Source organism: uncultured Brachybacterium sp., from assembly GCF_947500705.1.
Taxonomy (GTDB): Bacteria; Actinomycetota; Actinomycetes; order Actinomycetales; family Dermabacteraceae; genus Brachybacterium.
This window is the reverse complement of the sequence record NZ_CANMSY010000007.1, coordinates 61,235-82,726: the sequence shown is the minus strand read 5'-3', so window position 1 is coordinate 82,726 and position 21,492 is coordinate 61,235. Positions and strand designations below refer to the sequence as shown.

The window sequence follows — 21,492 nt, the reverse complement described above, 5'->3', positions numbered from 1 at the left end:
TTCAGGCGAACCACTCGGTGGGCGGGCCCAGCGAGAGCAGCACCGAGAACACGATCGCGATCGCGACGAGCGCGATCAGCACCGCCGGGAGCGGGTGGCGCAGCGCGAGGGAGACCAGGCGCTCCAGCGAGGTGCGGCCTCGCTCCTCGCGCAGCCGCCAGGCATCGCTGAGCAGGCCGCGACGCATCGCCGAGCGCTCGAAGGGGACCGTGAGGTACGGGATGATCGCCGAGCCGAGGCCCAGCAGCAGATCCTTCAGCCGCCACTGCTGATCGATCGCGACCAGCACCGTCACCACCACATAGGCGATGAAGGTGAAGCCGTGCAGCCCGCCGCCGATACGCACCAGCACCTCGGTCGACTGCACGACGTACTTCAGGAACATCCCCGCCAGCAGCAGGGTCCAGGTGATCATCTCGGCGAAGGCGAGCGCCCGGTAGAGGCGGGAGGGGGTAGAGAGCAGGCGCATGGTGTCGATGGTGCCAGCAGATCCTCAGGGCCCGCTGGATGCACGACCCGAGGAGAGTCCGACGGAAGACGGACCCGCTGGTAAACGGTCAGGGGTGACAACCTCGCGTGCCGAGCGTCACAGCGGGGAGATGACGACGCACACGATCCCCGGAGAACTCTTCCCGCTGCTGGACATGACCGCGGTGATGATGGCGACCACGACCACCGCAGTCATCGCGACCTGATCTCGTTCAGCGCCCGACCGCACGCTTCGTGCGTGCGGTCGCCGGCGCGGTCCACGGATCCTCCGGCCAGGGGTGCCGCGGATAGCGGCCGCGCATCTCCTTGCGCACCTCCCGGTACGGGCCGTCCCAGAAGGACCGCAGATCATCGGTGATCGCGAGCGGCCGACGGGCCGGGGAGAGCAGGTGGAACAGCACGGGCACCCGTCCCCGCACCAGGCGCGGCGTCTCGGCCAGGCCGAACAGCTCCTGCAGCTTCACCGCCACCACCGGGCGGCCGTCCTCGGCATCCGGGGCCGGATAGTCGATGCGTGCGGTGTTCCCCGAGGGCACTGCGAGCCGCTCCGGGACCAGCTCGGAGAGCTCGGAGGCCTCCGGCCAGGGCAGCAGCAGCCGCAGCCCGCCGGTGACGTCGATCCCGGAGAGCTTCGTGGTGCGGGCCGAGAGCTGCGGGGCGAGCCAGGTCTCCAGCGTCTCCAGCAGGGAGGCCTCGTCCATCGCGGGCCAGGGCGCGCCGAGCTCGCGATGCACGAGCCCGAGCCGGGCACGCAGCGCCGTGGCCGGCTCGTTCATCGCCAACCCGGCGAGGCCCCGAGCGTGCACCTCGGTGAGCACCGCGGGGACCGTGTCCTTGGCGGTCGCGGTCACCGGGGTCGAGGTCAGCTCGATCGCCCCGAGCAGGCGCCGCTGCCGGGCCCGCACCGTCCCGCTCTCGAGGCGCGCGGTGCGCTCGGAGACCAGCAGGTCGGCCCCGGCGAGGAAGGCATCCTCCTCGTTCAGCGGGGCGGCGGCACGGATCACCGCTCCGGTGCCGTCGGCCGCACGGCCCTCACCCCGCTGCACCTCCCACACCGCGAGCCAGTCCCGGCCCAGCAGGCCGCTGCCCTCGGGCAGCGCGGCGCGGGTGCCGGAGGCCAGGAGGTAGGAGCGGGAGCCTTCGGCGGTGAGATGGGCGATCCGTTCGGGCCGGGCGAGGGCGAGGACGGCACCGGCCTGGTGGGCGGCGTCCGTGGCCGTGAGGAGCGGGGGTGCGGCGCTGCGGCGGCCCTCGGAGAAGCCGCGGCGCTGCCCGGAGGGGCCCTGACGTCCCTCCGCGGAGCCCTGACGTCCTTCCGCGGAGCTCTGGGCGATGCGGGTGAGACGGTCGCGTTCGCGGCGCCAGCGCTCGACACCCGGCGCGCGACCGGCGCGCAGGTCCACCAGCAGCCGTGGCAGGTCAGCGCCCGTCGGCCGATGATCGTCGGAGACGGCCGCGACCACCTCCGCTGCGGTGCGGGCCGCGTCCCTGCCCGGCAGGCGCTGCGCCCCGTCCACCAGCGCACGCGCCTCCCGCACGCCGACGGGGAGGCGGGCCACGCGGGTGCCCGACGGGGTGGGCCTGCCCTCGCCATCGACCAGGCCGAGGGCGTGCAGGGTCTGTTCCGCAGCAGCGATCTCTCCGGCCGGGGGCGGGGTCAGCAGCGGCAGGCCCTCCCCGCGGGGCGTGCCCCAGCAGGCCAGCGACAGCGCCGCATCGGTGAGATCTGCGGAGCTGATCTCCGGCGGCGACTGGGCGGGCATCCCGGCGAGGTCGGACGGCGCGAAGACCCGCACCGCGGCGCCCGGACCCTGCCGGGCCGCACGGCCCGCCCGCTGCTCGGCCGCGGCACGTGAGGCGCTGACGGTGACCAGGCCCGACATATCCCGTCCGCGATCCCGCCGCACCTCCCGGGAAAGTCCCGCATCGACCACCAGGTGCACGCCCGGTACGGTCAGCGAGCTCTCCGCGAGCGCGGTCGAGACCACGATCCGGGGCAGCTCGCCGGGACGGCGGCCGCCGGTGGCGCGGTCCTGCTGGCTGGCGGGGAGCCGGCCGTGCAGGGCGAGCACCTCCACCTCGTCGCCGACCAGGCCCCGCAGGCGTGCGACCACCTCGTCGACCTCCCGGGCACCGGGCACGAAGACCAGCGCATCGGTGCCGTGCTCCCGCTGGGCGCGGGCCGTGGTGCGGGCGAGATGGTCCAGGTACTCCCGGGTGATGCCGCGGGCATCCAGCCGCGGGACGGGGGAGGGGGCGTAGGAGACCGTCAGCGGATGCAGGGCACTGGGCACCTCGACGATCGCGGCCCCGTCCAGCACCCCGGCCACCGCTGCGGCGTCGAGCGTCGCGGACATCGCCCCGACCAGCAGGTCCTCACGCAGCTGCCGGGCCTCGGCGAGCATGCCCAGCAGAAGATCCGTGTCCAGGGAGCGTTCGTGGACCTCGTCGAGCAGCACTGCGGCGACCCCGGGCAGCTCCGGCTCTGCGAGCAGGCGGCGCAGCAGCACGCCCGGGGTGAGCATCTCCAGCCGCGTTCCGGTGCCCACCTCCCGCTGCCCGCGCACCGTGAACCCCACCGGACCGCCGAGCGGGGAGCCGTCCAGCTGCGCGATCCGCCGCGCGGCCGCCCGCACCGCGACCCGGCGCGGCTGGGTGACCAGGGTCAGGCCGCCGGCGAGGTTCGCGACCAGCGGCGGCACCAACGTGGTCTTGCCGGTGCCGGGCGGGGCCGTGACCACCATCGCACCGCTGCGGGCCGCCGCCTCGAGCTCGCTGCGTGCGTCCGCGACCGGCAGCCCCGCGCCGATGGCGTCGAGGTCGAAGCGGTGCGGGGCGGGTGGAGCACTCGGAGCAGCGGGCATCCACCCATCATGCCGCGCCGCACGAGGCAGGTGCTCCCGGCCCGGGCGCGCGGTCCGAGCACCCGGCACCGTCCTCGGTCGTGCGCGAGCTCCCCGAGAGCTGCCCGCGCACTCGCCCGTCTCCGAAGGGGACCTCACCGAGGTGCTGCCGGCACCGGCGTGAGCGCGGCGATCACCGCGACGGCGCTGGCGCTCGTGGCCGGCGGATACTGGCTCGTCCGCCGCTCCCGCCGGGCTTGAGCCCGACGCTCAGGGGGTGCGGGGTGCTCAGTTGATGAGGTCGAACTCGACCTGCTGGGTGTCCCCGCAGACGCTGGTGACGGAGATCGTCCACAGATCGATCGTCACGGTCTCCCCGAGGGTGACCGCTTCGACCTCCCGGGCGCTGCCGTCGCCGAGGGTGGCGGTCAGCTGCGCGTCCTCGCCCTCGATGCCGACCACATCGATGGTGAGCGTCTCCCCGGCGCGCTCCGGCAGCTCGGGCGTGGCCGTGCTCCCGACCTCCCCGAAGTAGGCGCCCTCGCCTGAGCAGGCGTCCGGGGCGACGAAGCCGTCGGGGGCGGGGGTGACCGGATACGGATCCTGAGGGACCTCGGCCGCCGTCTGCCCGCCGCCGTCGGAGGCATCGCCGGCCGTGTCGCCATCGGCATCGGACCCGCCGCCGTCCGAGCTGCCGGCGGTCTCGCTGGAGCTCGAGGACGGCTGCTCCGGTCCCGGGCTGCTCTCCCCGCAGCCGGCGGCGAGCAGCGTCACCGCGAGGAGAGCCCCGGCGAGACGTGCGGCGGACCGACGGGCGAGGGTGGAGCGAGCAGACACACGGATCCTCACGAAAGGGGGAGTCGACGAGTGCAACGTTAGCGGACGGCTCCGGCATGCCACCATCTCAGGGGTGAGCACATCTCGACCACGCCCGAGCCCCAAGGCCCTGCGCGGCATCAGCGATCCCGCGCGGCGGGTGCGTCCGGTGGACTGGAGCGCGAGCGGTCGGCGATCCGGGAACGGGACGAACCCCGCCGGAGAGCCGTCGGCGGCCCAGGGACAGAGCCCGTCGGCCCAGCTGCCGCGGCGCCGGGCCCGCACCGTGGAGCTGCCGCGCCCGGTGCCGGCCGCACCACCCGGCGCCGTGCACACGTTGAGCGCCGAGGACCCGCGCCCCGTGCCGCGCCCGCTGCGGATCGCCGACGGGAACATCCGCGCGGTCGGGGTCCAAGGACTGCCCTCCGAGCAGATCGTGCAGACCGTCGCCGATCCGGAGGATGCCTGGACCGCAGATGCAGGCACGAGCGACCACTTCCTCCGGGAAGAGCTGGTGGTGCAGGTGCGGCGGGCGGACAATGCCGTGATCGGGCTCTTCTCGACCCGCTATGCGCTCTCCGTGCGCCCGGCGGAGTACGAGCCCGCCCTGGACATCGCCGAGTCGGCCGCGGGGCCGGGCACCCGGGGTGGGCAGGGGACCCGGCACCCCACCTCCCGGCGCGAGCTGCTGCGCCGCATGGAGGAGGCCGGCTTCGTGGTCACGCCGGGATCCACCCACGGCCGGGTCACCCATCCGGAGCATCCGGGGCTGGTGCTGCCCTTCGCCTCGACGCCCTCGGACCGGCGCTTCACCCGTCATGCGGTCGCGCAGATCCGGCGCGTGTTCGGCATCGACCTGCGGCACTGAGCAGAGGAGGGGCAGCGGAGGAGGAACCGGCTCAGCCGGGGTCCCGGGCCTGCAGGATGCTGTACGAGGTGTGTCCCAGGGCGCGCAGCAGCTGGATCAGCCGATCGAAGGCGATCGCGCCGGCCACCGCCCGCATCACCTGCACGTCGTCGCTGACGGGGGAGCCGTCCGGCCCGTCCGGCAGCTCGCCGCGCAGGTCTCGTATCGAGGCGACGTCCGCCCGCGCGATCTCGGCCACCGGCTCGGCGAAGCGGCGCAGCACCTCGTCGTCCGTCGGCATCCCCCAGCCCTCGAGCGAGCGCAGCAGCGTATCCAGCGCCGACCGCGGCGCCGTGTGCACATCCGGCCAGCCCAGGTGCGAGAGCAGCGGGGCGATCGACGGGTGCTCCGGCAGGCCTGCACCGGCGGTATCCGGCTCCTCGGCGGGCAGGCCCAGGGAGATCAGCTGGGCTGCCCCGAGGGCGCTCAGCAGCGGTTGCTCGGGGTCGTCCAGGATCGCGGTGAGGTGAGCGATGCGGGCGATCGGAGCGCCTGCGACCTCGCGCAGCACCTGGATCAGCTCGAGGCGCTCGAGATGGGCAGTGCCGTAGTCCTGCCGGGTCGCCGTCAGCCGCGCCCCGGCGGGCAGCAGGCCCTCGCGCCGGTAGAACTTGATCGAGGCGACCGAGACCCCGCTGACCTCGGCCAGCTCTGCCAGCAGCATCGCGGGACCTCCTGGAACGTGCGTCGTGGCTGTCGTGGCTGTCGTGGCTGTCGTGGCTGTCGTGGCTGTCGTGGGATAGCGCGTCGACCGGCAGCTATCTTGATGGCGCGGAGTGGGATAGCGGCACTATCGTGCACCCCATGGACGCCTTCACGCCAGTGATCACGCTGCATGCCCTCGCGGCGACGTATGTGCTGCTGCTGGGGCCGCTGCAGATCCTGCGTCGTCGACGGGACCTCGCCCATCGGCTGGTCGGGGTCACCTGGGTGGCGGCGATCCTGATCGTGTGCGTCTCGAGCTTCTGGATCGCGCCCGACGGCTTCTCGTGGCTGCACGGGCTCTCGATCTGGACCCTGGTGTGCATGGTCGCCGCGATCCTCGGGATCCGGGCGGGGCAGGTGAGCGTCCACCGTGGTTTCATGATCGGCTCGTATGTCGGGACCCTTTCCGCCTTCGCCTTCGCGGCGCTGGTCCCGGTGCGGCTGATCCCGCAGCTGCTGCGCAGCGAACCGTTGATCGCGGTGTTGACCGTTCTCGGCGTCGGCATCCTCGTCCTCCTGGTCCACGTCCGCGTGGTGCGGTCGGCCGGTCAGCGCCCGCAGCGCCCGCGGCGTGAGCGCGAACCCAGCACTGCCGGCGCCTGAGCACAGCCAGAAGCACCCCGGACAGAAAAGTGCCCCGGCTCGTCCCCACGAGCCGGGGCCATCCCTTCCCCCGCGCCCCCGGGAGTGATGGAGCCTGCTTCCTCCTCAGTCGGCAGGTCCTCCGGTGACGCGTTGAGACCAGTAGACCCCGGCTTCCGGAAAAACCACTGAGGTGAGGCTGGTCAATCCCTGAGTGCGGTGGCCTCGAGCGCGCCATCCGTCTGTGACCTGCGCCGGGATGGCTCCGGACCGGTCGGTCGCTCAGCCGACGGGGATGATGAACTCCTCGCCGCCCGTGCCCACCGCATCGGTGTAGCTGACGTTCTCGAGCACCATGTCCGAGGGGACATCCGCGTACAGCAGGGCGGTGGCCTCCTCGCCGGGCGTCACCTGCGGCCCCGAGGTCGAGAACGAGGCGTAGCGCAGCGAATGCTCATTGCCTGCGTCGTCATAGAAGCGGAAGTTCTTGCCCGCCAGGCCGATGTCCTCGCTGCCATTGTTGGTGATGGTCACGGCGACACCGATGAACTTTCCGTTCTCGGTCTCCAGGGTCTCGTCCTGGGTGTCCAACGTGGAGCCCTCGGAGGGGGCGGAGGCCTGGATCGAGATCGAGGCGCCCGCGCTCGAGGTGGGATCCTCCGACGGGTCTTCGCTCGGCGTCTCGATGGGATCGTCGGTCGGATCATCGCTGCCGGGAGCGTCCGTCGGATCGTCCTCCGTCGTCGGATCCTCCGACGGGGACTGGCTGGTGCTGGGACCGCTGGTGGGGTCCTCGCCGCCGCTGTCACGGGAGAACAGCCAGAGGCCGGCACCGATGACCACCACCAGGATCGTCACCAGCAGGAGACAACCGCAGGCGACGCCGACGTACAGACCGGTGCGGCTCTTCTGTGGAGGTGCGCTCGGCACGCCATAGGGGTTGCTCATGGTCTCCTCCACGATGGCACTCGATTTATGGTGCCCACGGTATCGGCAGGTTCACCGCCGCGCGATGGGGAGGACTCCCCCGGGACCAGGTCGACCCCTGCGATACTGTCGGACAGCCGGACAGCCTCGCCACGGCGTGACGGTCCGGTCGAGTTCGCTCCCCACGACGCCCTCCTGCACCAGACGCCTTCCGCACCACGAGGAGACTGGCCATGTTGACCAGATTGCACGATGCGCTGAGACTGCGCACCTCACCCGTGATCTTCTTCGGCTCGGCGGCGATCATCATCGCCTTCGTGATCGGCACGATCGCCTTCACCGAACCCATGGGCAGAGCGACCGACGCCGCCTCGCAATGGCTGATGACGAACCTGGGCTGGTTCTACATCCTCGGCGTCACCGTGTTCCTGGGCTTCCTGATCGTCATCGCGGCGGGCCGCTTCGGCCGCGTGAAGCTGGGTCCGGCCGAAGAACCGCCGGAGCACTCCGGCGGCGCCTGGTTCGCGATGCTCTTCGCGGCCGGCATCGGCTCGATCCTGATGTTCTGGGGTGTCGCCGAGCCGGTCAGCCACTTCGGTGACCCGCCGCGCGCCACGGAGCTCGGCCTCGAGGCCGGCTCTCTGGGCGCCGCGCGCGACGCCATGAACTTCACGTATTACCACTTCACGCTGCACACCTGGACGATCTTCACCCTGCCGGCGCTGTGCTTCGCCTACTTCATCCACAAGCGGAACCTGCCACCGCGCGTGAGCTCGATCTTCCAGCCGCTGCTGGGTGAGGGCATCCACGGACCCATCGGCAAGGCGATCGACATCATCGCCATCATCGGCACCGTCTTCGGCATCGCCGTCTCGGTGGGCCTGGGCACGCTGCAGATCAACGGCGGCCTGAACCAGCTGTTCGGCGTCCCCGAGACCGCCGGCTGGAACCTCATCATCATCGGTGTGGTCTGCGGGCTCGCACTGATCTCGGTGTCGATGGGTCTGGACAAGGGCATCAAGGTGCTCTCGAACTTCAACATCGTCGTGGCGGTGCTGCTGCTGCTCTTCGTGCTGTTCGCCGGTGGTGCCACGCTGTTCATCTTCAAGGGCACCATCGAGTCCTTCGGCAGCTACCTGGTGAACCTGCCCGAGCTCGCCCTGTGGAACGACACCTTTGCGAACACCGGCTGGCAGAACACCTGGACCGTCTTCTACTGGGCCTGGACCATCACCTGGTCGCCCTTCGTGGGCATCTTCATCGCCCGGATCTCCAAGGGCCGCACCATCCGCCAGTTCGTCGCCGGCGTGCTCGCTGTGCCCTCGGCCTTCTCCGTGATCTGGTTCGGAGTCTTCGGCTACGCGAGCTTCGACATCGAGCTCAACGGTGAGGGCGGGCTGGTCGAGCGGGTGGTCGACGACGGGGACATCCCCGGGGCGCTGTTCGCCTTCCTGGACCACTACCCGCTGGCGTTCCCCATCTCGGTGATCGCGATCATCCTGGTGGTCATCTTCTTCGTCACCTCGGTGGACTCCGCCGCCCTGGTCACCGACTCGATGGCCAACGGCCACGAGGACTACAACCCGCTGGGCCAGCGCATCTTCTGGGTCGTGGCGATCGCGCTGGTCACCGCCGCGCTGCTGGTGTTCTCCGGTGCCGACGGACTCACCGCGCTGCAGTCCACGATCATCCTGGTGGGACTGCCGTTCTTCGTCATGGGCTGGTTCCAGATGTATGCCCTGCTGAGAGCGCTCAAGGAGGACGCCGGCGAGCTGCCGCCGATCCGCACCCGGGAATGGGCGCAGGTGCTGCCCCCGGAGGAGTACGAACGCCGCGAGGAGGACGCGGAGTTCTCCACCGACGACTACGTCGTCGAGCCGACCTTCACCACCGAGGTGCCGGTGCTCACCGACCCCTACGAGGAGGACGGATCCCTGGACGAGGGGGCGGGACCGGACGCCGGGACCCTGCCCTCCCGCACCGGCAGTGGGAAGGCTGACCTCCCAGAGGCCGGACGCCCGCAGTCGATCTGACCCGGTGTCCGGCAGGCTCCAGACGTGACGGAGGGCCGATGCGCGCGTGAGCGATGCATCGGCCCTCCGTCATACCGGGTCAGAGGATCAGGTGGGATCGACCTGGTGCTTGTCGGCGCTGCGGCGGTAGTACATCGCGAGCACGGCACCGGAGAGGTTGTGCCAGATCGAGAAGATCGCGGCGGGCAGCGCGGCGGTCGGGCTGAAAGCGCTCGCGGCGAGCGTCGCGGCCAGGCCGGAGTTCTGCATGCCGACCTCGATGGAGGTGGTGCGGGCAGCGCGCTCGCCCTGACGGAGCAGGCGGGCGGCCCAGTAGCCGAGCAGGTAGCCCAGGCCGTTGTGCAGCACCACGGCGAGCAGCACGATGCCGCCGGCGGTGACGATCGCCTCCGTGGATCCGCTGACCACGGCGATGACCACGAGGGAGATGCCGGCGACGCTGACCCACGGCAGAGCAGGAAGGATCTTGTCCACGAGCTTGCCGGCGATCAGTCGGATAACGAGGCCGCCGATGACCGGGATGAGCACCATCTTCACGATGGACATCGCCATCGCTCCGGCATCCACCGGCAGGTAGGAGTCCGCGAGCCAGAGGGTCAGCAGCGGGGTGAACAGCGGCGCGAGCAGTGTGGAGATGGAGGTCATCGTCACCGAGAGGGCGGTATCGGCCTTGGCCAGGTAGGCGATGACGTTCGAGCTGGTGCCGCCCGGAGCGGAGCCCACCAGGATCATGCCGACGGCGAGCTCCGGCGGCAGCTGCAGCAGCACGGCGATGCCGAGTCCGATCAGCGGCATGATCACGTACTGGGCGATGACGCCGATGAGGATCGGCAGGGGCCGTTTCACGACCAGGGCGAAGTCGGGCAGGGTGAGGGTCAGGCCCATCGCGAACATGATGATGCCCAGGTAGATGCTGGTGTACTGCGCGAGCGACTGGCCGACGCTGGGCATGAAGAAGCCGAAGGCCGCCGCAGCGAGGATCAGGGCGGGGAAGACGGTCACCGCGATGCGCGCGGAGCGGTCCTCGGAGGTGCGGGCGGTGGACGCGGCCGGAGGCCGGGTGTCCGTGGACGTGGGGGGAGGAGGAGTGCTCATGCGCCACATCGTATCGCTCGATGAGATGGCATCCCATGATGTGGACCATCAGTTGCCGCTGTGCGTCCCGCCACTTCAGCCCGCACTTTCGCTCCGCGGACCGAGCAGCGGTCAGCAGCGGTCAGCAGAGCTCCGCTGTGCTCAGCTGCGCTGGCGGGCCGGGACCGGCCAGGCGTGCACCGGCTCCCCGGTGTCCACCGCGGCCCGGTAGAGACGGGTCATCTCCGCGAGCGCCTCGGAGCGGGTCGCGCCGCGCAGCTCGAGGGAGGTGACGGTGTCGATCTGCCAGCGGGCGCCGTTGCGGCCGGTGCGGGCTCTCTGCGAGAGGATGCCGTCATAGCGCTCGACCACCGAATCGTCCGCGCCGAGGTTCCGCAGCCCCTCCATGGCCTGGGGGATCAGCTGCTCGAGCAGCAGATCCGCCACCCGCACCCGGCCCACCTTGGGCCAGCGCACCCGGGCCTCCAGACCCCACCGGGCGCACTGCTGGAAAGCCTCGTCGGCCTGCTCGAAGCTCATCCGTGACCACAGCGGCCGCCGCTCATGGACCAGCGAGTGGAGGATGCCGTAGAAGAACGCCGCGTTGGCGGCCATGTCCGCGGGCGTCGGCCCCGCCGGCAGCAGACGGTTCTCGAGCCGCAGGTGCGGGACATCGACCCCGGGGTCGTAGATCGGTCGGTTCCAGCGCCAGACGGTGCCGTTGTGGAGCATCAGCTCGTGCAGCCGCGGCGAGGAGCCCTCGGTGAGCAGGGGCTCCTCCGCCATCTCCCGTGACTCGGGGATCAGTGCCGGGAACAGGCGCACGTTCTCCTCGAAGAGATCGAACATCGAGGTGATCCAGCGCTCGCCGAACCAGACCCGGGGGCGTACTCCCTGGGTGGCGAGCTCGGGCGGGCGGGTGTCCAGGGCCTGTACGAAGGTGGGGATGCGCGTCTCGTGCCACAGCCTTCTGCCCAGCAGGAAGGGCGAGTTCGCGGCGAGCGCGACCTGCGGCCCCGCGATCGCCTGGGCGGCGTTCCAGGCGGCGGCGAACTGCTCCGGAGGGACCTGCAGGTGCAGCTGCATCGAGGTGCAGGCGGATTCGGGCGCGATCGAGTCGAACGACGCTTCCAGGCCCTTGCCCTTCCCCTCGCCCTCGATGCTCAGATAGATCTCCTCCCCGCGCGCCTCGAGGACGGTCTTCTCGAGCGCCTCGTAGCGGGCGCCCGGGGCGCGCCACTCGTCGCTCGAGAAGAGCTCCTCGGTGATGGTGGGCAGGTGGCCGATGGGGATCACCCGTGCGCCGCGGGCCCGGGCGGCGGTATCCGCGCGGTCGATCTTCTCGGTCAGCTCGGTCTCGAGATCGCGCAGTCCCTGCCCCTGGGGGCGGGAGACCGGCAGGTTCGCCTCGAGGTTGTAGCGGCCGATCTCATGGACGTAGTCCTCATCGTCCAGATCCTCGAGCAGCAGATCGGAGATCAGGGCCGGTGCCATGGTGTCCGACTGGGCGAGGTTCATCTCGAGCTCGACCCCGACAGTGCCCTCGTCCACGAACTCCGCCGTGTCCAGGAAGGTCTCGAAGAGGTCGAGGTTGCGACGCAGCTCCCTGCGGTAGCGCGTGCGCTGCGAACGGGTGTACTCGGTGCTGCCGATCTCGCGTCCCATGGTGACCTCCGGTCAGTGGCGGGGCTGATGGCGCTCATCCAAGCACGACCTCGCCCTCAGGCGGCAGTCAGGCCCGCGGGACGGAACAGCCGGTCGGGTCCCGCCGGGCGCGATCGAGGCTGACGGGTCTCACTGCGAGGTGCCTCATCGGCACCCGCCTCACCGGTACCGGCCCAGCCGACGCCAGAGCGCGCAGGGCCGGGTCGATCCCGCCCGGGCGCCCTGGCAGGGCGGCATCACCTCGGGATAGTCGAGGTCGCCGGGATGGGCACGGCCGTCCTGGTCCAGTTCGATCGTGCGCACCAGATGCGCATCGTGCAGGACGTACCCGTTCCAGAAGATCTCGCAGTCGCAGCCCGCGCCCACCTGGCGCAGGCGCCGCACCAGCGCGGTCGCCTGCGGCGCCCGCAGATCCCGATAGCGGCGGGCCCAGCGCAGCCCGCGACATCCGTGCTCGAGCATCCGGAACACGTAGCACAGCAGGCATTCGGGCGGGACGGGATCGGTCAGCCGGGCCGAGAGATCCCGCAGCATCTCCTCGGCCTCCGTCAGCGGCGTATCAGTCATGACGGCAGTGGACCATCACCGCCGTCGGCGGCGCCGGGCTGCGGCGCAGGATGTGGATGACCAGGCATTGTGGAGGAGAGCTCGGAGCCCGGGGCGTTGCCGAAGCGACCGCACGGGAATATCGTGGCAGGACCCATCCGTTCGGCGAAGGAGCCTGCGATGTCGGACCTCAAGCACCGCTACGACCACGTGATCATCGGGGGCGGCATCGCCGCCGACAGCGCGGCCCGAGCGATCCGGGCGACGGATCCCGACGCCACCATCGCCATCCTCTCCGCGGATCCCCACCCTCCGGTCTACCGGCCCGCCCTGTCGAAGTCCCTCTGGAACGGCGAGAACCCTGACCCTCATAGCGAGGATCTGCACACCGCGGCGGAGACCGGCGCCGAGCTGTTCACCGGCACCGTGGTCACCGAGCTGCTTCCCAACTCGCACAGCGTGGTCACCGCCCGCGGGCACCGCACCCACTTCGGCAAGGCGCTGCTGGCCACCGGGTCCTCGGCCCGTCGGTTCCCGGGCGTCCACGACCCACGGGTCACCTGCCTCCGCACCGTCGGTGACTACCGCCATCTGCGCTCCCTGGCCCAGGAGGGAGCCCGGATCGTCGTGATCGGCGGCGGGTACATCGGGACCGAGGTCGCCGCGTCGTTGACCCGCACCGGTGCGCAGGTGACGCTCGGCCACGCCGGCAGACAGATCCTCGAGCACATGCTGCCCGCCTCGCTCACCGCCCATCTCGAAGGGGTCTTCGCCGCTCACGGCATCACAGTGGTGCCGGAGTTCCGCCTGTCCGGCATCGAGACCGGGGAGCACCTGGTGCTGCGCGCCGCCTCGGGCGCTGTGCTGCCGGCGGATGCGGTCCTGCTGGGTCTGGGCGCGGAGCTGAACACCACCCTCGCCGAGCACGGCGGGCTCGACGTCGAGCACGGCGCGGTCGTGGTCGACCCGTACCTGCGCACCAGCGCGCAGGATGTCTATGCCGCCGGGGACATCTCTCTGTTCGACGACCCGCTGCTGGGGCTGCGCCACGTCGAGCATGCCGACCACGCCGAGGCCTCCGGCACGGTCGCCGGCCGGAATATGGCGCGGGCCCTGCTGGATGACTCGCTGGCCCTCGAGGAGTACTCCTCGACGCCGCTGTTCTTCTCGGACCTCTTCGAGGACGGCTACGAGGCGGTGGGACGCCTCGATGCCGGGCTGGAGATGCGCGAGGTCTGGAATGCGGAGCGCAGCGCCGCGGTCGTGTACTACCTCGAGGGTGGCCGGGTCGAGGGCGTGCTGCTGTGGAACACCTGGGACTCGGTGCCCCGGGCCCGGGAGGTCATCGCCGCCTCCCAGGAGGGTCAGCTCCCCTCCGACGCGCTCGAGGATCAGATCATCCCGGGCGGCTGAGACCTTCCCGCAGACCCCCGTACACTTCCTGCGTGGCTGATCAGAACCAGAACGCCCCCGCAGATGCCCCCACGCGGGCCGTGATCCTCGCGCGGGGGCTCGGCACCCGCATGCGTCGAGCGGATGACACCGCGCATCTCGATGAGCAGCAGGCCCAGGTGGCCGCGAGCGGGGTGAAGGCACTGATCGACGTCGGCCGTCCCTTCCTCGACTACGTCCTCTCCGTCCTCGCCGACGCCGGCGTCACCGAGCTGTGCCTGGTCATCGGCCCGGAGCACGACATGCTGCGCGACTACGCCGCGCGCGTCACCGGTGGCCGGGTGACTGTGACCACCGCGATCCAGGCCGATCCCCGTGGCACCGCCGACGCTGTGGTCGCCGCCCGCGACTTCGCCGGAGACCAGCGGGTGATCGTACTGAACTCGGACAACTACTACCCGCGCGAAGCGCTCACCGCGCTCGCCGCGGCCCCCGGCAGCGCGCTGGTCGGCTTCGACCGTGCCGCCTTGGTCCAGAACTCGAACATCCCCGCCGATCGCATCCGTGCTTTCGCCCTGGTCGCCGCAGATGCTGAGGGCCACCTGCGCGACATCGTCGAGAAGCCCGACGACGAGACCCTCGCCGTCTACGGCGAGGACGCCCCGGTCTCGATGAACGCCTGGCTGTTCACCCCGGTCATCTTCGACGCCTGCGAGCGCATCGAGCCCTCGGTGCGCGGCGAGCTCGAGATCATCGACGCCGTCCGCCTGCTGGTGGAGGAAGGGGAGGAGTTCACGGTGGTCCCCGCCGCCGTAGGCGTGCTGGACATGTCCTCCCGCGGCGACGTCGCCGCCGTCCAGGCAGCACTCGCCGGGATCGAGGTGGCGCTGTGAGCGACGTGCTCGCGCAGCTCGCCGCCGGCATCGCGGGGGACCGCGTGGCCTGGTTCGTGCCGGGCCGCATCGAACTGCTCGGCAAGCACACCGACTATGCGGGCGGGCGCTCACTGCTCGCCGCGGTCGACGCCGGCCACACCATCATCGCCACCGCCCGCCCGGACCGGGTGCTGAGCGTGCACTCGGAGGTGGTGGGCGGCACCGTCACCGTCGACCTCGACCAGCGCGAGGCACGCCCCGCCGGGGCCGACGGCCACTGGGGCGGCTATGTCCGCACCGTCGCCGACCGACTCGATGCGAACTTCCCGGGCCGCCTGCGCGGCGCGGACATCACCATCAGCTCGACCCTCCCGCTCGCAGCCGGGATGTCCAGCTCCTCGGCGCTCGTGGTCGGCCTCGCCCTGACCCTGATCGACCTGGCCGGCATCGCCGCGGACGGAGCCTTCACTGCTGAGATCACGACCCCCGAACAGCTCGGCGAATACCTCGGCACCGTCGAGAACGGGCAGAGCTTCGGAGCCCTGGAGGGCTACCGCGGGGTGGGGACCTTCGGCGGCAGTGAGGACCACACCGCGATGCTCTGCGGGATCCAGGACGCCCTGGTGCAGTACTCCTTCTGCCCGGTGCGCCACGAGCGCACCATCGCCTTCGGGCCCGAGCTCGCGCTGGTGGTCGCCGTCAGCGGGGTCGAGGCGGAGAAGACAGGAGCCGCGCTCGCTGCCTACAACCGCGTCTCCCTCGCCGTCACCGAGATCCTGCGCCGCTGGTGCGAGGACTCCGGACGCGAGGACCGCACCCTCGCCGCAGCGGCTGCGAGTGGACCCGCAGCGGTGACCCGGCTGCGGGAGCTCACCGCGGCGGACGAGTACCTCCGGGGCCGCCTGGCCCAGTTCCTCGCAGAGTCCGAGCGGCTGATCCCCGCCGCCGGGATCGCCCTCGAGGAAAGGGACCTCGAGGAGTTCGGCCGCCTGGTCGACGAGTCCCAGTCAGGAGCGGAGCAGGGCCTGCGCAACCAGGTGCCTGAGACCATCGCGCTGCAGCGGAGCGCCCGGGAGCTGGGCGCCCATGCCGCGAGCGCCTTCGGAGCAGGCTTCGGAGGCAGCGTCTGGGCACTGGTCCCGACGGACGGCGCCGAGGAGTTCGGGCAGCGCTGGCTGGCGGCCTACCGGGCCGCGCACCCCGAGCACAGCGGCGCCACCGCGTCTGTCACCCGCCCCGGCGGAGCGGCCCGGCGACTCCTCTGAAACGGCCTCGCCCGGCGTGACACACTGAGCGCGTGAGCACGCCCATGAACCCCTCCCTGCCCTGGCCCACCGACGCCGAGGTGCTGCCGCTGGCCTCCGTACGACCGGTCCTGGACCGCCTGGCCTCCCTGGTCAACATCTACGAGCAGGACGCCGCCGCGATCCCCGGCCTCGCCGTCACCGAGGAGGAGGTGGCGGCCGATCCGCCGCCCGCTCTCGAGCAGATCGCCGACGAGCTGGGCGGGGTGATCGTGCGCGGGCTGACCATGCTCACCCTCCAGATCGAGGACCGCACCGACGTGGGCCCGTACACCCTGCTCGGCGACTCGACCACCTTCTACCCGCTGTACGAGACCCCGGAGGCGGCGGTGGTGCTCGCGCTGGATCCGGATGGCACCCCCGGCGCCGTCTTCGGGATCGGGGAGGATCTCGCCCTGCAGCTGGCCGCCCCCGATCTCGGCGCCTATCTGGTGCGCTTCGCCGATGCGCTCGAAGCCACCCTCGTCACGCTCGCCGAGCGGGGCCCGGTCGCAGAGGACTCCGAGGACGCCCGCACCGACGCCGCGGAGCAGCTGATGGACGAGCACCTGTTCGCCGAGCTGCTGGGCATGACCGAGCTCGCCGAGACCATCGAGGTGCCCCTGCAGGACCCCGCCGCCTCGGGCCTGGCGAATCTGCCGTCCGGCGCGCTCGCCGTCGCGGACCTGCGCGACGCGCCCGTCGGCGCCCGCGTGGACCTGATGGAGGTCGAGGTGCCCGGCGACCCGCTCGAGACCCACGTCGCCTGGAGCGAGCACGGCCGTGTGATCGCGGTGCTGGGCGGCTGAGGGCCGCTGCGTGCCGGGCGCTGCCTGCTGGCCGCTGGCTGCGAGGCCTCTGCCCGCTGCCTGCAGCCTGTAAGTCCTCTGCCCGTCAGGTCTCGGAGACTGGGTCCGCTCAGTCTGTCCGGTGACCTGCCGGTGAACACTCGGCACCGCCGTGCCTGAGGGGCGCCCGATGGGGAGAACTCCCCATTCCCGGCGCACGTCACCGCTCCGTAGCGTGAGGCTCACATGGCCACGAGCGGGGGAGATGACGTGACCGGTTTCTGGGGGGGCCGATACCGAGGCCCTGCGGCGGCTCTCAGGCTCCATCGGCAGTGGCGGTGAGCAGCTCGACGACCTCGCCGCCCGGCTCAGCGTGCTGATCGACTCCGTCGACTGGATCGGGCCGGATGCCGACACCTTCCGCGCGGACTGGAGCGGCCAGGTGCGCCCCGGCCTGGTCGAGCGCATCGCCCAGCTCGATGAGCGGGGGCGAGAGCTGGACCAGCATGCCGAGGAGCAGGACGAGGTCTCCGCCGGCGGCGAACCTCCTGGAGCGGCCACCCCTGCCCCCGTCGACGCCCTGCCCGCTGGCGCCGCCCTGCCCGCCGGTGATGTCCCCGTCGTGGATGTCGCAGACCTGCAGCTCATGGCCGCGAGCATCCCGCCGCTCGCGAGCACGGCGCACGCGGTGAGCGCTGCAGATGCCTCCATCGCCATCGGGGAGAGCGCGCTCGCCTTCCCGGACTCCGGTATGGAGCTCAGCCCGCCGGAGACCGACTCCACCATCACCGTGGACGGGAACCATGAGCTCGCCCCCAGCGTTGACGACGAGCCGTTCGGCCTCGACGCAGACGGCGCGCCCCTCGCCCTCGCCGCGGACACCGCCTATGAGGTGGGCGACCACGGCACCTACTACACCGATGGCGAGGGCCGCATCACCTACGTCGAGGCCGCCGGCGGTGGGAAGGAGATGAATCCCAACCTCCGCGAGGTGTTCCCGGAGGCGACCTACCACGTCAACGACTCGACCTTCTATCGCACGGATGAGCTGGGCAGGACCGAGCACATGTATGTCCCGGACGTCATCGTCGACCGCGAGATGTCTCGCAGCCAGTCGATCCAGTCGAAGATCGCCGAGCGCTGGGACATGGCCGGGGACGGCTCCTCCGAACCGGTCGAGTTCAACGCGGGGCACGTGCTGGCCCGCCAGCTCGGCGGGATCCGCGAAGAGATCAACTACACCCGCCAGTGGGACGAGGTGAACCAGGCCCGCAGCGGCCAGGACACCATCTACACCTATGAGTCGATGATGGCCGACGGCATCTCCGAAGACGGCAGCTCCTACTCCTACGAGACCCTCGTGACCTGGGGGGAGGAGCAGCCCGAGGGAGTGGGCCCGGCACAGGGCAGCGAGCCCTGGGAGTACGTGCCCAGCGGCTATGACGTGCGCATCCACGAGAACGGTGAGCAGATCGTGGATCAGCACCTGCCCAACTATCCTGACGGGGCCCGCTTCCCGGGCTGATCTGCGCCCCTGCGACCACATCGTCATCCTCCGACCGACCCTGCGAACCGACCCATGTGGAAGGACCTCCGTTGACCCAGACCCCGCCCCCGCCCAGCGCTCCGATGGAGCGCCAAGGTGCTCTCGTCCAGGATCTCGTCGGGGTGCTGCTGAGCTCGCTCGAGCTCTCCGAGGACTGGGCTGCCGTGGGAGCAGCCTTCATCCCCCACGGTGAGGAATGGGCCGGCCGCCTCGTGATCACCGAGCGCGACGGCACCACCGGCGGAGGTGATGCCACCTTCGCGAGCGACTCGCAGATCACGCTGCTGCTGGATGCTCTCCAGCACTCCGCCGCCGAGCAGGGGCAGGCCTTCGTCTCACTCCGACTGGAGGCGAGCCGCAGCCCGGAGGAACCGGACCGCATCCGGCTCGACACGGACCTGAACTACGACAGGGATCCGGGCAGCTTCGGCGGGCTCGGGGCGATCGATGCGGCCTACGCGCACCTGCTCGCCGCACGGGTCGGCGAAGACCGTCTGCCCGCCTGGGTGAGGTCCTTGCTCAGCGAGTCCTGATGCCCGCGGCCGCGTGGTCGGTCCACTCCCCGTTCGCCGGGCATCGATGCAGGCTGGAGCATGGGTAGTCCTCCCCATGGCCCAGGGGCCGCGGACTCATTACGGTAGGTATGACAACGGGGGGATCCGGCCTGGCCGGTGATGGGGATGAGGAAGGGGACCAGCAGCGGATGAACGCATTCTGGGGCGCGGACACCGAAGCTCTGCGGACGATGGGGATGGTGTACTCGCGCCGAGCGGAGGCGCTCGCCGATCTCGAGACCCTGCTGACCTCGAGCATCGACAACATCGAATGGATCGGTGAGGACGCCGATCGCTTCCGTGCCGACTGGTCCGCCATCGTGCGACCCTCCCTGCAGGATCAAGAGGTCGAGCTGCGCCAGCGGGCGCGCCGGCTCGCCCAACATGCCGATGAGCAGGACGTCGCCTCCGCTCCGGACGGACCCCTCGGAGGAATCGGGAGAGGCGTCGGTTCCGGAGGAGGCGGCGGCTGGTCGAGCCCCGGGGAGTTCCTGCGTGACGTGCTCGAGATGGCCGAGGACGCGCTGCGCGGTGCGGGCGGGGGCCAGGATGGCCCCTTCGCGGAGCTGCTCCGCGAGGTGCTCAGCACCCCGGAGGGGCGCGAGGCCTTCCTCGGCGCGTTCCTCGGCAGCCTGCTGGGCGGCGTGCTCGCCGACATGATCCGCAGCGCGCTTGGGATGGGGCTCGCGCTTGAGAACCTGCTCACCGGGCTCGGCCTCGCCGGTGGCCTCGGCAACCTGATCGGCGAGTCCGGCCAGATCACCCCTGGGGAGTCGCTGACTGCTGAGAAGGCTCCCCCCACGAAGGAGCAGGCGGGGGAGCCGAGCGGGGCAGCCTCCAGCGCCGACGGGGGCTCCAGCGGTGGGGACTCCGACGCAGGGGGCGCTGGTGCAGGGGACTCCGGCGCGGGAGGCGGCGGCGGCGAGTCCGCAGGCGGCTCCGGCGGTGGCTCCGGTTCCGGAGGAGGCTCGGGTGGCTCGGGCAGCGGTTCCGGTGACGGCGGGGCGGGAGCGGAGTCCGGTGCAGGCGCGGAGGGCGGGACCGAGGGGACTGCCTCGGAAGCGCCTGCGGGCGGCCGGCCGGTCGGCTTCCAGGGGACGGAGAACGCCCCTGCGCAGAGTACGGGCTCCGGATCTGCCGAACGCCTCACGCACGAGGGCGACCAAGGGCCCCGCTCCCTGCTCGAACGGCTGCTGGAGATGCTCGGCGACGCCCTCGACCCCGGTGCCGGCAGCGGTTCCGTGATCGGCGACCGCATCGGGCACTCCTGACCCGTCGGCCCTGACCCTGCCCGGTGGCCCTGACCCGTCGGCCCTGACCCTGCCCGGTGGCCCTGGCCCGTCGGCTCTGACCCTGCCCGGTGGCCCTGGCCCGCCGGCCACCGACCGGCCTCTCCTCCGGGCAGGGGTCTACCCTGGACAGAGCCTCCACCCCCGTGAGGCCCCCCGATCAGGAGCCGTGCCATGACCACGACCAGCCCTTCCCCCGCTCCGGTCCTCGTCCTCGTCCCGGGTGCCACCGGCGCCCCGGCGGACGGCGGCGCCCGTTTCCACCTGGCCGACGCGAACGTCCCGCAGCTGTTGGTCACGGACCTCGTCGCCACCCGCGGCGATGGCGTCTTCGAGACCATCGGTGCCTTCGACGGCGTGCCCGTCAACGTCGGCCCCCATCTGGCACGGCTTGCCCGCAGCGCCGCCCAGGTCGAGCTGCCTGCGCCGGATCTCGCCACCCTCGCCGAAGCGGTCGAGGCCGCGATCGCCGCCCATGAGCCGGTCGCCGAGCTCAGCGTGCGCGTGATGTACACCCGCGGCATCGAGGGCACCGGCGTCCCCACCTGCTGGATCCACGCCCGCGCCTCCGACGACTGGACCCCGTACCGGGCCGGGATGAAGGTCGCGGCGCTGGATCGCGGACTGTCCACCGCCGTCGCCGGGACCAGCCCCTGGCTGCTGCCCGGTGCGAAGACCCTCAGCTACGCCGTGAACATGGCCGCGGTGCGCGAGGCGAAACGGCGCGGCGCGGCCGACGTGCTGTTCGTCGCCAGCGACGGCTACGTGCTCGAAGGACCCACCTCCACACTGCTGGTGCGCCGCGACGGACAGTTCCTCACCACCCCCACCAGCGCCGGCGTGCTGCCCGGGACCAGCGTGAAGACGCTCTTCGACTGGCTGGCCGAGCACGAGGGCGCCGCAGTGACCGAGCAGCTGATGACCGTGGCCGACGTGACCGGCTCCGACGGCGCCTGGCTGCTGTCCTCGACCCGGCTGGCCGCCCCGATCACCCACCTCGACGAGGCCGAGCTGCCGGTGGACCACGAGCTCACCGCCCGCTTCGAACAGGTGCTCAAGGGCCAGGCCTGAGCTGCCCCGGCCCGCTGCGCCGTGGATCGGGCGATTCCGAACCAGAAGCGGGCCGGATCCGGCTCGGAATCGCCCACTTCGAGGTGAGCGGGTGCGATCCGAGGCGC

At 71.4% G+C, this 21,492-nt stretch carries 19 protein-coding genes; 11 read left to right on the top strand and 8 right to left on the bottom strand.

Features of this window, described 5'->3' with window-relative positions:
- Position 1: 1 nt before the first annotated feature.
- The 3 genes from Q0937_RS12855 to Q0937_RS12845 form a co-directional block, all read right to left on the bottom strand.
- On the bottom strand, positions 2-469 hold the full coding sequence (locus tag Q0937_RS12855) for a DUF3817 domain-containing protein (protein WP_299304232.1): 468 nt from the start codon (positions 467-469) through the stop codon (positions 2-4).
- Positions 470-701: 232 nt separating this feature from the next.
- Positions 702-3,353, bottom strand: coding sequence for an ATP-dependent helicase HrpB (gene hrpB / locus Q0937_RS12850; protein WP_299304230.1), 2,652 nt, complete (start codon positions 3,351-3,353; stop codon positions 702-704).
- A 267-nt stretch (positions 3,354-3,620) separates the two neighbouring features.
- Entirely contained in the window at positions 3,621-4,169 is a 549-nt protein-coding gene (locus tag Q0937_RS12845; RefSeq protein WP_299304229.1) for a hypothetical protein, read from the bottom strand.
- A gap of 73 nt (positions 4,170-4,242) precedes the next feature.
- Here Q0937_RS12845 and Q0937_RS12840 point away from each other — a divergent pair, with 73 nt between their 5' ends.
- The gene (locus tag Q0937_RS12840; RefSeq protein ID WP_299304227.1) at positions 4,243-5,016 is read left to right on the top strand and encodes a hypothetical protein; all 774 of its coding nucleotides are present in this window, start codon (positions 4,243-4,245) and stop codon (positions 5,014-5,016) included.
- A 31-nt stretch (positions 5,017-5,047) separates the two neighbouring features.
- On the opposite strand, the gene Q0937_RS12835 is transcribed toward Q0937_RS12840, so the two are convergent.
- Positions 5,048-5,719 (bottom strand): MerR family transcriptional regulator, encoded by a 672-nt coding sequence (locus Q0937_RS12835; protein ID WP_299304225.1) that lies wholly within the window; start codon positions 5,717-5,719, stop codon positions 5,048-5,050.
- Positions 5,720-5,859: 140 nt separating this feature from the next.
- Between Q0937_RS12835 and Q0937_RS12830 the strand changes: the two genes are divergently transcribed.
- Positions 5,860-6,363: a DUF2306 domain-containing protein gene (locus Q0937_RS12830; protein WP_299304223.1), complete on the top strand. Its 504-nt coding sequence runs from the start codon at positions 5,860-5,862 to the stop codon at positions 6,361-6,363.
- Between the two features lie 261 nt (positions 6,364-6,624).
- Here the strand turns inward: Q0937_RS12830 and Q0937_RS12825 are convergent, their stop codons facing one another.
- Positions 6,625-7,290, bottom strand: coding sequence for a DUF4352 domain-containing protein (locus Q0937_RS12825; protein WP_299304221.1), 666 nt, complete (start codon positions 7,288-7,290; stop codon positions 6,625-6,627).
- Between the two features lie 212 nt (positions 7,291-7,502).
- On the opposite strand from Q0937_RS12825, the gene Q0937_RS12820 reads away from it, so the two are divergent.
- Positions 7,503-9,302, top strand: a complete 1,800-nt coding sequence (locus Q0937_RS12820) for a BCCT family transporter (RefSeq protein ID WP_299304219.1) — start codon at positions 7,503-7,505, stop codon at positions 9,300-9,302.
- 87 nt (positions 9,303-9,389) lie between these two features.
- Here Q0937_RS12820 and Q0937_RS12815 read toward each other — a convergent pair whose 3' ends face one another.
- The 3 genes from Q0937_RS12815 to Q0937_RS12805 all read right to left on the bottom strand — a co-directional run bounded on the left by Q0937_RS12815 (position 9,390) and on the right by Q0937_RS12805 (position 12,608).
- A complete protein-coding gene (locus tag Q0937_RS12815; protein WP_299304217.1) occupies positions 9,390-10,397 on the bottom strand; it encodes a bile acid:sodium symporter family protein in 1,008 nt (335 codons plus the stop codon).
- Positions 10,398-10,538: 141 nt separating this feature from the next.
- Positions 10,539-12,041 (bottom strand): glutamate--cysteine ligase, encoded by a 1,503-nt coding sequence (locus tag Q0937_RS12810; RefSeq protein WP_299304215.1) that lies wholly within the window; start codon positions 12,039-12,041, stop codon positions 10,539-10,541.
- Between the two features lie 159 nt (positions 12,042-12,200).
- Positions 12,201-12,608, bottom strand: coding sequence for a DUF2695 domain-containing protein (locus Q0937_RS12805; RefSeq protein ID WP_299304213.1), 408 nt, complete (start codon positions 12,606-12,608; stop codon positions 12,201-12,203).
- Between the two features lie 159 nt (positions 12,609-12,767).
- On the opposite strand from Q0937_RS12805, the gene Q0937_RS12800 reads away from it, so the two are divergent.
- From Q0937_RS12800 to Q0937_RS12765, 8 genes are all read left to right on the top strand, one after another.
- A complete protein-coding gene (locus Q0937_RS12800; RefSeq protein ID WP_299304211.1) occupies positions 12,768-14,000 on the top strand; it encodes an NAD(P)/FAD-dependent oxidoreductase in 1,233 nt (410 codons plus the stop codon).
- A 32-nt stretch (positions 14,001-14,032) separates the two neighbouring features.
- Positions 14,033-14,872, top strand: coding sequence for a sugar phosphate nucleotidyltransferase (locus tag Q0937_RS12795; RefSeq protein ID WP_299304209.1), 840 nt, complete (start codon positions 14,033-14,035; stop codon positions 14,870-14,872).
- Complete coding sequence (locus Q0937_RS12790; protein WP_299304207.1) at positions 14,869-16,119, top strand: galactokinase family protein; 1,251 nt, start codon at positions 14,869-14,871, stop codon at positions 16,117-16,119. The genes Q0937_RS12795 and Q0937_RS12790 overlap by 4 nt, the downstream gene beginning before the upstream one ends.
- Before the next feature lie 32 nt (positions 16,120-16,151).
- On the top strand, positions 16,152-16,946 hold the full coding sequence (locus Q0937_RS12785) for a hypothetical protein (protein ID WP_299304205.1): 795 nt from the start codon (positions 16,152-16,154) through the stop codon (positions 16,944-16,946).
- Positions 16,947-17,298: 352 nt separating this feature from the next.
- Positions 17,299-18,450, top strand: a complete 1,152-nt coding sequence (locus tag Q0937_RS12780; protein ID WP_299304203.1) for a DNA/RNA non-specific endonuclease — start codon at positions 17,299-17,301, stop codon at positions 18,448-18,450.
- Between the two features lie 71 nt (positions 18,451-18,521).
- Positions 18,522-19,004 carry a hypothetical protein gene (locus tag Q0937_RS12775; RefSeq protein WP_299304201.1) on the top strand — a complete coding sequence of 161 codons (483 nt, stop codon included), beginning with the start codon at positions 18,522-18,524 and terminating at the stop codon, positions 19,002-19,004.
- A 170-nt stretch (positions 19,005-19,174) separates the two neighbouring features.
- Entirely contained in the window at positions 19,175-20,296 is a 1,122-nt protein-coding gene (locus Q0937_RS12770) for a hypothetical protein (RefSeq protein ID WP_299304199.1), read from the top strand.
- Positions 20,297-20,488: 192 nt separating this feature from the next.
- Positions 20,489-21,385, top strand: coding sequence for an aminodeoxychorismate lyase (locus Q0937_RS12765; RefSeq protein WP_299304197.1), 897 nt, complete (start codon positions 20,489-20,491; stop codon positions 21,383-21,385).
- Positions 21,386-21,492: the final 107 nt, after the last annotated feature.

Bases quoted from the DNA above. Each gene is read 5' to 3' on its own strand.
- Q0937_RS12855 (WP_299304232.1), bottom strand. From the start codon at position 469: ATGCGCCTGCTCTCTACCCCCTCCCGCCTCTACCGGGCGCTCGCCTTC.
- hrpB (WP_299304230.1), bottom strand. From the start codon at position 3,353: ATGCCCGCTGCTCCGAGTGCTCCACCCGCCCCGCACCGCTTCGACCTC.
- Q0937_RS12835 (WP_299304225.1), bottom strand. From the start codon at position 5,719: ATGCTGCTGGCAGAGCTGGCCGAGGTCAGCGGGGTCTCGGTCGCCTCG.
- Q0937_RS12830 (WP_299304223.1), top strand. From the start codon at position 5,860: ATGGACGCCTTCACGCCAGTGATCACGCTGCATGCCCTCGCGGCGACG.
- Q0937_RS12825 (WP_299304221.1), bottom strand. From the start codon at position 7,290: ATGAGCAACCCCTATGGCGTGCCGAGCGCACCTCCACAGAAGAGCCGC.
- Q0937_RS12820 (WP_299304219.1), top strand. From the start codon at position 7,503: ATGTTGACCAGATTGCACGATGCGCTGAGACTGCGCACCTCACCCGTG.
- Q0937_RS12815 (WP_299304217.1), bottom strand. From the start codon at position 10,397: ATGAGCACTCCTCCTCCCCCCACGTCCACGGACACCCGGCCTCCGGCC.
- Q0937_RS12810 (WP_299304215.1), bottom strand. From the start codon at position 12,041: ATGGGACGCGAGATCGGCAGCACCGAGTACACCCGTTCGCAGCGCACG.
- Q0937_RS12805 (WP_299304213.1), bottom strand. From the start codon at position 12,608: ATGACTGATACGCCGCTGACGGAGGCCGAGGAGATGCTGCGGGATCTC.
- Q0937_RS12800 (WP_299304211.1), top strand. From the start codon at position 12,768: ATGTCGGACCTCAAGCACCGCTACGACCACGTGATCATCGGGGGCGGC.
- Q0937_RS12770 (WP_299304199.1), top strand. From the start codon at position 19,175: ATGAACGCATTCTGGGGCGCGGACACCGAAGCTCTGCGGACGATGGGG.
- Q0937_RS12765 (WP_299304197.1), top strand. From the start codon at position 20,489: ATGACCACGACCAGCCCTTCCCCCGCTCCGGTCCTCGTCCTCGTCCCG.